Source organism: Chitinimonas sp., from assembly GCF_041904975.1.
In the GTDB taxonomy this organism is placed as follows: domain Bacteria; phylum Pseudomonadota; class Gammaproteobacteria; order Burkholderiales; family Chitinimonadaceae; genus Chitinimonas.
Map to the genome: position 1 here is coordinate 1 of NZ_JAYRLZ010000183.1, position 8,682 is coordinate 8,682.

General features: G+C 63.2%; 9 protein-coding genes and 1 pseudogene. 6 read left to right on the plus strand and 4 right to left on the minus strand.

Annotated features, from left to right (window positions below):
• The 3 genes and pseudogenes from ACE3OH_RS15560 to guaB all read right to left on the minus strand — a co-directional run.
• Window positions 1–433, minus strand: a pseudogene (locus ACE3OH_RS15560) (hypothetical protein); the annotation flags it as partial.
• Window positions 433–2,118, minus strand: coding sequence for an AAA family ATPase (locus ACE3OH_RS15565; protein ID WP_374354874.1), 1,686 nt, complete (start codon window positions 2,116–2,118; stop codon window positions 433–435). The gene ACE3OH_RS15565 and the pseudogene ACE3OH_RS15560, both read right to left, overlap by 1 nt.
• A gap of 125 nt (window positions 2,119–2,243) precedes the next feature.
• Entirely contained in the window at window positions 2,244–3,707 is a 1,464-nt protein-coding gene (gene guaB, locus ACE3OH_RS15570) for an IMP dehydrogenase (protein WP_374354877.1), read from the minus strand.
• Window positions 3,708–3,853: 146 nt separating this feature from the next.
• Here guaB and ACE3OH_RS15575 point away from each other — a divergent pair, with 146 nt between their 5' ends.
• From ACE3OH_RS15575 to ACE3OH_RS15590, 4 genes are read left to right on the plus strand one after another with little or no spacing between them, the layout of a single operon-like run.
• Window positions 3,854–5,026: a patatin-like phospholipase family protein gene (locus ACE3OH_RS15575; RefSeq protein ID WP_374354880.1), complete on the plus strand. Its 1,173-nt coding sequence runs from the start codon at window positions 3,854–3,856 to the stop codon at window positions 5,024–5,026.
• A 4-nt stretch (window positions 5,027–5,030) separates the two neighbouring features.
• On the plus strand, window positions 5,031–5,600 hold the full coding sequence (locus tag ACE3OH_RS15580; protein ID WP_374354886.1) for a hypothetical protein: 570 nt from the start codon (window positions 5,031–5,033) through the stop codon (window positions 5,598–5,600).
• Window positions 5,601–5,617: 17 nt separating this feature from the next.
• Complete coding sequence (locus ACE3OH_RS15585; protein WP_374354902.1) at window positions 5,618–6,130, plus strand: FlgO family outer membrane protein; 513 nt, start codon at window positions 5,618–5,620, stop codon at window positions 6,128–6,130.
• A 22-nt stretch (window positions 6,131–6,152) separates the two neighbouring features.
• Window positions 6,153–6,647, plus strand: coding sequence for a disulfide bond formation protein B (locus ACE3OH_RS15590; protein ID WP_374354890.1), 495 nt, complete (start codon window positions 6,153–6,155; stop codon window positions 6,645–6,647).
• Window positions 6,648–6,754: 107 nt separating this feature from the next.
• Here the strand turns inward: ACE3OH_RS15590 and ACE3OH_RS15595 are convergent, their stop codons facing one another.
• Complete coding sequence (locus tag ACE3OH_RS15595) at window positions 6,755–7,063, minus strand: DUF2917 domain-containing protein (protein WP_374354893.1); 309 nt, start codon at window positions 7,061–7,063, stop codon at window positions 6,755–6,757.
• Window positions 7,064–7,171: 108 nt separating this feature from the next.
• On the opposite strand from ACE3OH_RS15595, the gene gcvA reads away from it, so the two are divergent.
• Entirely contained in the window at window positions 7,172–8,110 is a 939-nt protein-coding gene (gene gcvA / locus ACE3OH_RS15600) for a transcriptional regulator GcvA (RefSeq protein ID WP_374354896.1), read from the plus strand.
• Window positions 8,107–8,682 (plus strand): patatin-like phospholipase family protein (locus tag ACE3OH_RS15605; RefSeq protein WP_374354899.1); only part of this gene is annotated, 576 nt, incomplete at its 3' end. The genes gcvA and ACE3OH_RS15605, both read left to right, overlap by 4 nt.

The window sequence follows — 8,682 nt, forward strand, 5'->3', positions numbered from 1 at the left end:
GTCGCACCTCGGCAGGCAGCATCTCCAGGGTGGCGATATGGTCTGGCAGCGGCGCCTCGGGGGCGGGTTGGGTCGGGGGCGCTACAGCAGGCACGGGATTGAGTGGTGCCGGATTTGCAGCAAGCGGTAGTTGCTTTGCCGGCGTTGCCGTTGGCGGAACCGACGCTGCAGCCATCTGCGCGGCCGCTGGCGCCGCCGGGATGGTGGCCGGGACAGCTGCGTGGACCGGCGGTTCGGTAGTCTGGCTGCGCCATGGCTGCAACATACCGAGTGCAAGGCCGCCACCGCCTAGCGCCAGGGCGGCAAGTACCAGCAGGCCATAGGGCGGGCGGCGGGCGGCGCTCATTTCGGTGCCCGGCGTCTGCAAGGTAGGCACCGCACCCATCTGGCGCTCGCGGTCGGCTTTTTTAAGGGCTTCGAGGATATAGGACATCAGCGTTGCTCCCGGACCAGACGCGGTGCGGCATCGTCACCGGCGGCGCTCAGGCGTATCAGGGTTTGTGCGCCGACCTGGCCATCTGGCGGCAAGCCGTGGTCGAACTGGAAGCGGCGGATGGCATCGCGCATGGCGTCGTCGAGCTGGCGCGGTGGTTTGCTGTCGGCTGGCTTGCCTTCGCTCAGTGCCAGTTGCCGCGCCAGCCAGGCGATAGCCTGGCCGCTTTCCTTGCCACGGAAGTTATCCGGCAAATAAGCGGGTGCGCGCCACAGCAAGGTGTAGCGCCCGGACCAGTGTGCGGCCAGTGCCGACAGACTGATGGTTTGCGGATGGCCTGCCACCACCAGGGTGGCGCTGTCCTTGGCCAGCTGCAGCAGTACGCCATGCAAGGCCTGGCCTTGCTCGTCGTTCAGATACAGCAAGGCCGGGCGATTGAGCTGGCGCAATTCATCAAGGCTGGCGCGGCCATGGCGGCAACGCAGGCTGGTGACAGCCGGACAGTGTTCGGTGGCCGGCATGGTAGTGCCCCAGCTGCCATACAGTGCGGCGAAAGCGAGGTCCAGGCTCAGGTCGCGTGGCTGATCAGCGGGCCAGTCGATACGGTCGGCGACAGTCACTGCGCTTGCCTGGCTCGCCACGGTTGTTGCTGCAGGAGTGTTTTCCTTAGGTGCGGCGAGAACGGGCGGTGGCGCTTCGCTGGTCGGCAAGGGCTTGGCTACATCACGGGCGGCCGGGGCTGGCGTGGCTTTGGATGTGGGTTGCGCCGGCCGTGGCGGCTGTTGGTAAATCGCCCAAGCAGCGGCAGCAGCGAGTACAGGGACGGCGCAGGCAGCGAGCCACGGCCAGCGACTGCGTGGCGGTGTAGCCGGGCGATGCAGCGGCAAGACCTCGCCGGCGGCACGCAACATAATATCCTTGCTGACTGCGTGCTTGCCTTCGACATAGGCGCCGAGCAAGGCGCGGTCGCACAGCAGGTTGACCAGGCGCGGAACGCCGCCGGTCAGGCGATACAGGGTGGCGACAAGACTGGCAGGAAACAGGGCGCGCTGGCAGCCGGCAATCTGTAGCCGGTGTTGGATATAGGCGGCCAATTCGTCGCGGCTCAGTGCATCAAGGTGATAGCGGGCCACCACCCGTTGCGCAAGCTGGCGCAGATTCGGCTTGGCCAGCATCTGATCCAGCTCCGGCTGCCCGACGAGGATGATCTGCAACAGTTTGCGCTGGCTGGTTTCCAGATTGGTCAGTAGGCGCATCTGTTCCAGCACCTCGGGCGATAGATTCTGCGCTTCGTCGATGATCAACACCGCATGGCGGCCTTTGGCGTGACCTTCCAGCAAGAAGGCGTTCAAGGCGTCAACCAGGATTTTGCTGCCCTGCGGCGCGGCGGGCAGGGCGATGCCGAACTCGGTACACAGGGTGGCCAGCAGCTCGTCCACCGTCAGCTTGGGGTTGAATACATAGGCCAGGTCGCAGTCGGGCGGGATCTGTTCCAGCAGGCAGCGGCAGACGGTGGTCTTGCCGGCACCGACTTCGCCGCTCAGCACCACGAAGCCGCCATCGCCGCTCAAGCCGTAAATCAGATGCGCCAGTGCTTCTTTATGGCGCTGGCTCATAAACAGGTAGCGCGGATCGGGCGCAATCGAAAACGGTGGCTCGCTCAGGGCGAAATGGCTCAGATACATGGCTGGGGCATGCTGGATCGAGCGCGCATTATGGCGTAACTCGCGATGGGTGGCAGAGAAAGGCGGGCAGCGCGCAACAAAAAGCCCCGTGATCCACGGGGCTTTTTGCCACAGACTAAACCGTATCAATCAACGTGATAGTTCGGTGCTTCCTTGGTGATCTGCACATCGTGCACATGCGATTCGCGCATGCCGGCCGAAGTGATCTCGACAAATTCGGCACGTTCACGCATTGCGGCAATGCTTGGGCAACCGACATAGCCCATGGAGGAGCGCACGCCGCCGACCAGCTGGTGGATCACTGCGGCCAGTGGTCCCTTGTAAGGCACCCGGCCTTCAATGCCTTCCGGCACGAATTTGTCGGCGTTGTTCACATTGTCCTGGAAGTAGCGATCGCTGGAGCCCTGGGTCATGGCGCCCAGCGAGCCCATGCCACGGTAGCTCTTGTAGGAGCGGCCCTGGAACAGCTCCACCTCGCCCGGTGCTTCCTCGGTGCCGGCAAACAGACCGCCGAGCATGACCGCATGAGCGCCTGCAGCAATGGCCTTGGCAATATCGCCGGAGAAACGGATGCCACCGTCGGCAATCAGCGGTATGCCGGTGCCGGCCAGTGCGTCGGCCACATTGGCCACCGCGCTGATCTGAGGCACGCCGACGCCGGCGACGATACGGGTGGTACAGATCGAGCCGGGGCCAATGCCGACCTTGACGCCATCGGCGCCGGCATCGGCCAGGGCACGTGCCGCCGCGGCGGTAGCGATATTGCCGCCGATTACCTCAACCTGCGGGAATTGCTTCTTCACCCAGGTCACCCGGTCCAGCACGCCCTGGCTGTGGCCGTGTGCGGTATCGACCACGATCACGTCAACGCCGGCTTCTACCAGCAGGGCGACGCGCTCGTCGGTGTCGCCACCGACGCCCACTGCCGCGCCGACCAGCAGGCGGCCCTGGTTATCCTTGGCGGCCATCGGGTGTTCAGTGGTCTTGATGATGTCCTTGACGGTGATCAGGCCCTTGAGCTGAAAGGCGTCGTTGATCACCAGCACGCGTTCGAGGCGGTGGGTATGCATCAGTTCGCGTGCTTCGTCGATGCTGGCGCCTTCGCGCACCGTGATCAGGCGCTCGCGCGGCGTCATGATGCTCGATACCGGTGCATCGAGGCGGCTTTCGAAACGCAGGTCGCGGTTGGTGACGATGCCGACTACCTGGCCATTGGCCTCAAGTACCGGCAGGCCGGAAATACGGTGTTGCCGGGTCAGGGCCAGTACATCGCGTACCAGCATATCGGGGCGGATGGTGACCGGGTCCTTGACCACGCCGCTTTCGTAGCGCTTCACCTTGCTGACTTCATGCGCCTGGGCGCGCGCCGGCAGGTTCTTGTGGACGATACCGATGCCGCCTTCCTGGGCCAGGGCGATGGCCAGGCGCGCCTCGGTCACCGTATCCATGGCGGCCGACAGCAAGGGAAGATTGATGCGTAGCTTGCGCGTGAGTTGCGTCGACAGATCGACATCGCGCGGCAGAACGGTGGAGTGAGCGGGGACGAGCAGGACGTCGTCGAAGGTCAGCGCTTTTTGAATGACACGCATGGCTAAGTCCTTGGCGGCAAAAATCGATTATACCGTAATTCGTCCGATCATCCGACAGATGGCGTAGCTGGCTTGTTTGCCATGGCGTGAACTATGCTGGCAGGGTCGGCCGCTTGCGGGCGGACAATACAATAACGAGGAGAGTCATGAAGCCTGCCAGAGCTGTAGTCGGACTGATCATGTCCGGCGGCGGCGCCCGTGCCGCCTACCAGGTCGGTGTATTGCGCGCCATTGCCAAGCTGCTTCCCCCTGATGCGCCCAATCCCTTTCCGATCATTGCCGGCACTTCGGCCGGCGGCATCAATGCCGCCTCGCTGGCGTCAGGCAGTGGCAATTTCCGCAAGGCGGTGTGCAAGCTCGAATATGTGTGGAAAAACCTGTCGGTCAGCGATGTCTATCACACCGATTTTCGCACCATTGCCCGCTATTTCTTCCACTGGCTCAGCTCCTTGCTCACCGGCGGCATGGGCCGCAAGAATCCGCGCTCGTTTCTCGATAACTCGCCACTGGCAGAATTGCTCAAGCGGCTGATTGATTTTGACGGCATCCAGCAGGCGATCGATCAGGATCACTTGCGTGCATTGAGCATCACCGCTTCGGGCTACAACTCGGGCCAGTCGGTGTCGTTTTTCCAGGCCTCGCCAGATACCGAGGGCTGGAATCGCGCCCAGCGCGTCGGCGCCCGCACCCGCATCGAGCTCAAGCATTTGATGGCGACCTCGGCGATCCCGTTTGTGTTCCCAGCGGTGCAGATCAATCGCGAATGGTTTGGCGATGGCTCGGTGCGCCAGGTGGCCCCAATCAGCCCGGCCCTGCATCTGGGAGCGCAAAAGGTACTGGTGATCGGCGTATCCACTACCCGCGAAGAGCCGCCCGAGCGCCTGTATGCGCAGGATTATCCGACCCTGGCCCAGGTGGCGGGGCACTTGATGAACAGCGTGTTTATCGATGGCATGGAAGTCGATCTGGAGCGCATTGCCCGGGTCAACCGCACCCTGTCCTTTGTGCCGGAAGAAGTAAAGGCACGCCGCGATGTGGCGCTGCGCGAAGTGGATATTCTGGTGATTTCGCCGTCCAAGGCGCTGGAACTGATCGCCTCGCGTCATACCGGGCACTTCCCGTGGACCCTGCGTTTTGTGCTGGGCGGCTTGGGCGCGCTGCGCCGGCAGGGCTCGGTGCTGGCTTCCTACTTGTTGTTTGACCGCAAATACTCGCGGGATTTGATCGAGCTGGGTTACACCGATGCGATGCGGCGGCGCGCGGACATCCTGCGCTTTCTCGGCTATGATCCCGAGCAATCCCCTCAGAGCAAGGATTGATGCCGTGTTGCGCCGAATTGCTTTGCTGACTTCATTGCTGCTGCTGGCATCTTGCGCCCGTTTGCAGGACCTGGGTGCGGCGATACGCCGTGGCGGTGTGGCCAATCAGACCTATGCCGGCACCATGGATTTGCGCGCGCCATCGGACTGGGGCGAACTGGCGCGAGATGCGGCACACCGGGTGTCGCAGCGCGCGTCGCAGGTGAGCGAGCTGGCCAGCAAATCGATCTATGTCACCGAAGCGAAGGCGCCCACGCCGTTTGCGCTGGCCTTGCGCCAGTTTCTGGTAAGCGATCTGACCCGGATGGGCCTCACGGTAGCGCAGCGCCGCGAAGGCGCCGGGCTGATGTTCGATTTTGAAGTGCAGTCGGTGCGCCCTGCCAGCGGCATGCAGGTGGTGGTGACCACCTCGATCGGCAATGGCAGCCGCTATCTGTACCGCAATACCGATGCCTACTGGGTAACCCAGAGCGATACCGCGCTGTATGACGAGGCGCTGCTGGTGCCGCCACCACCGCCCAAGCCGGTGCCACCCACGCCGACCAAGGCGATGGGCGTGACGGGGCGGCCATGATGGGGCGTTTGATCCGCATGCTTGTAGTCGGGCTGGCCTGCTTGTTGTCAGCCTGTGCCAATTACCAGGCCGGAGCCCGCAATCCGACCATCCGTGCCAGCTATGATGCTGCCGACCAGCTGCTGGCCATGGTGAAGCCGGCGCTGCCCAAGGATGCGCCGCTACTGGTATCGACCTTTGTCGACATCGACCGGCTCACCACCACTTCGACCATGGGCCGCATGCTGGCCGAGCAGGTGGCCAGCCGCTTCACCCAGCAGGGCTATGGCCTGGTGGAGCTGAAACTGCGCGGTAATGTGTTTGTGCAGGAAGGGCGTGGCGAGCTGTTGCTGTCTCGCGAGGTGAAGGATTTATCGCTATCGCACAATGTGCAGGCGGTGATCGTCGGCAGCTATGCGGTCAGCGCCGAAAAGTTGTTTCTCAACCTGAAGATTGTCCGTCCGCTCGATAGTCGGGTATTGTCGGCCCACAATATTGCGCTGGATCTGGATGAAACCAGTCGCGCCATGTTGATGTCCGAGTCTCCTTGATCCACTTCCTGCCTGTATTCCGATGACCCAATCCACCGCCCGCCGCCTGGGCTTTCTCGCCATTTCGCTGGCGTGCGCTGCCATGATGGGTGCCGCCCTGTATCTGCAGTACTACCGCTACCTGAACCCATGCCCCTTGTGCATGTTCCAGCGCGTGTTCGTTATCGCGGTTGGCGCCATCAGCCTGCTGGCCGCCCTGCATGGCCGTGCGCCGCGTGTTTATGCGCTATCGGGCCTGTTGTTCGGCGGCATCGGCTTTGCCATTGCCGTGCGCCACACCCTGCTGCAGTACTTCCCGCCCAAGGCCTTGCCCGAATGCGGCGCCGGCCTGTTCCGCATGATGGAGACGACGCCATTTGGTGATGTGGTGGCTCAGGTGCTGCGCGGAACCGGCGAGTGCGCGGTGATCGACTGGAGCATGTTGGGCTTGTCGTTGCCGGGCTGGTCGGCGATCGGGTTTGCTGGCCTGTTGGCCGGCATCGCCATGCTGGGCTTTCACCGCCGCTTTGCCGGCTGAGTGCCTCGCGTTGCAATGCAGAAACGACAGCGGCGCACTGTTCATGTGCGCCGCTGTTTTTGATGTGCCCGACAACCCGGCGAAGCAGGCCGGGTTCAAGCGCCGCTTTAGGTGGCTTCGCCGACACCAAGACCCAGGCGATTCCACAAGGCTTTGAGGCGGGAGGGGCTGGTTTGGCTGGGCTGGCCGTTTGCGCGCCAGCGAATCAGGGTTCCCGACTGCGCTTCCATCACTACCTTGCCACGCCCATGTGTCTGGTAGCGCGCGCCTTGGTCAAGCCAGATATCCTCGCCGCCTTCTTCAGTGAGCCAAAGTGCGCCTTGCTGGACTTCGACCAGCAGTCCATCGGTATCGCGTACGCTGATCAATTCGGCATCGGCCAGGCGCTGTTCATATTCGATAAAATCGTACAACATTTGTCAGCTCGCTATTCTGGCGTTGCCGCCGGTGAGGTCTCGAATGGGTTAGATTTTCCGCAATGATGCCCGCCCGAACAATCGATGCTTTTTCATGGAAATGCTGAATTGGATTCACTATTTGAAGCGCCGGGCAAGTTGCCATCCCTGCCTGCATTGCGTGCCTTCGAGGCGGCGGCGCGCAGTGGCAGTGTGGCGCGGGCGGCGGAGGAGTTGTTCGTCACGCCTGGTGCAGTCAGTCACCAGATCAAGTCACTTGAGGATCAGCTGGGCTATGCCTTGTTTGTGCGCCAGGGCAGGGGGGTGATGCTGACGCCGGAAGGACGACGGCTGGCAGCCAGCTGCAATCGGCTATTTGTCGGGGTGGCGCGCGAGCTCGGCGAAATCCAGCTGGAGCGCGAGCGGCCGCGGCTCACCATCACCACCGTTCCCTCGTTCAGTGGCCGCTGGCTGGCGCCCAGGCTGGGCCGCTTTATCGAGCGCTACCCGCAGGTGGAGTTGTGGCTGCAGTCGTCCAAGCAGGTGGAGCAATTGCTGCCCAGCGGTATTGATCTGGCGATACGCCTTGGCCCCGGCGGCTGGAGCGGGGTGCATGCCGAGCCGTTTTTTGACGAGTACTACCTGGTGGTGGCCAGTCCGAATCTGCCCGGCGGCTTGCCGGACAGCCCCACAGCACTGGCGAGCTATTCCCTGATTCGCGGCGAGGGCGAGCCCTGGCAGCCCTGGTTCAGGATGGCTGGGCTTGACTGGCCCGAGCCCAGCCAAGGCTTGATGTTCAGTGATTCGGGCATGGCAGTGCAGGCGGCGGTGGATGGCCACGGCATTGCGCTCACCCGGCGCTCGCTGGTACAGGACGAGCTGGTATCGGGCCGGCTGGTGCAGTTGTTCGACATACACCTGCCGTATAGCTGGCGTTATTGGCTGGTTACCGCCATGCCGCCACCGTATCGGACCGTACTGGCCGATTTCATTGACTGGCTACGCGCCGAGATGCAACAGTCCATCGACGCGATCGCCGCCTTGCCACAGCAGAAAACGCGCAAATGAATCTGTATTTTTTACCGAGAATCCTGCTTTGCCTGGCACTGCTCGCGCCTGGCTTGAATGCGTGGGCGGCCGAGCGGCCGCGCATTGCCCTGGTGCTGGGCGGAGGCGGCGCACGCGGGCTGGCGCATGTCGGGGTGCTCAAGGTGCTGGAGCAGGCGCGCATACCGCTCGATTGTGTGGTTGGCACCAGCATGGGTGCCCTGGTGGGTGGCATCTATGCCAGCGGCCGCAGCGCACAAGAGCTGGACCAGGTGGTACAGGCGATCCATTGGGACGAGGTGCTGGACGACAGGCCGGCGCGCCAGCAGCGCAGCTATCACAGCAAGGAGGATGATCATCTGGGGCTGGTGGCAATGGGCCTCGGTCTGTCCGACCAGGGGCAGCTGCTGCTGCCCAAGGGGGCAATCGGTACCCATAAGGTCGATTTGTTGATCCGCCAGCTGGTCAACAACGTCAGTCCGGAAGGCTTTGACGAGCTGCCCTTGCCCTACCGCGCGGTAGCGGCCGATCTGGAAAGCGGCGATATGGTGGTGCTGTCGCGCGGCGATCTGGCCGGCGCCATGCGTGCCAGC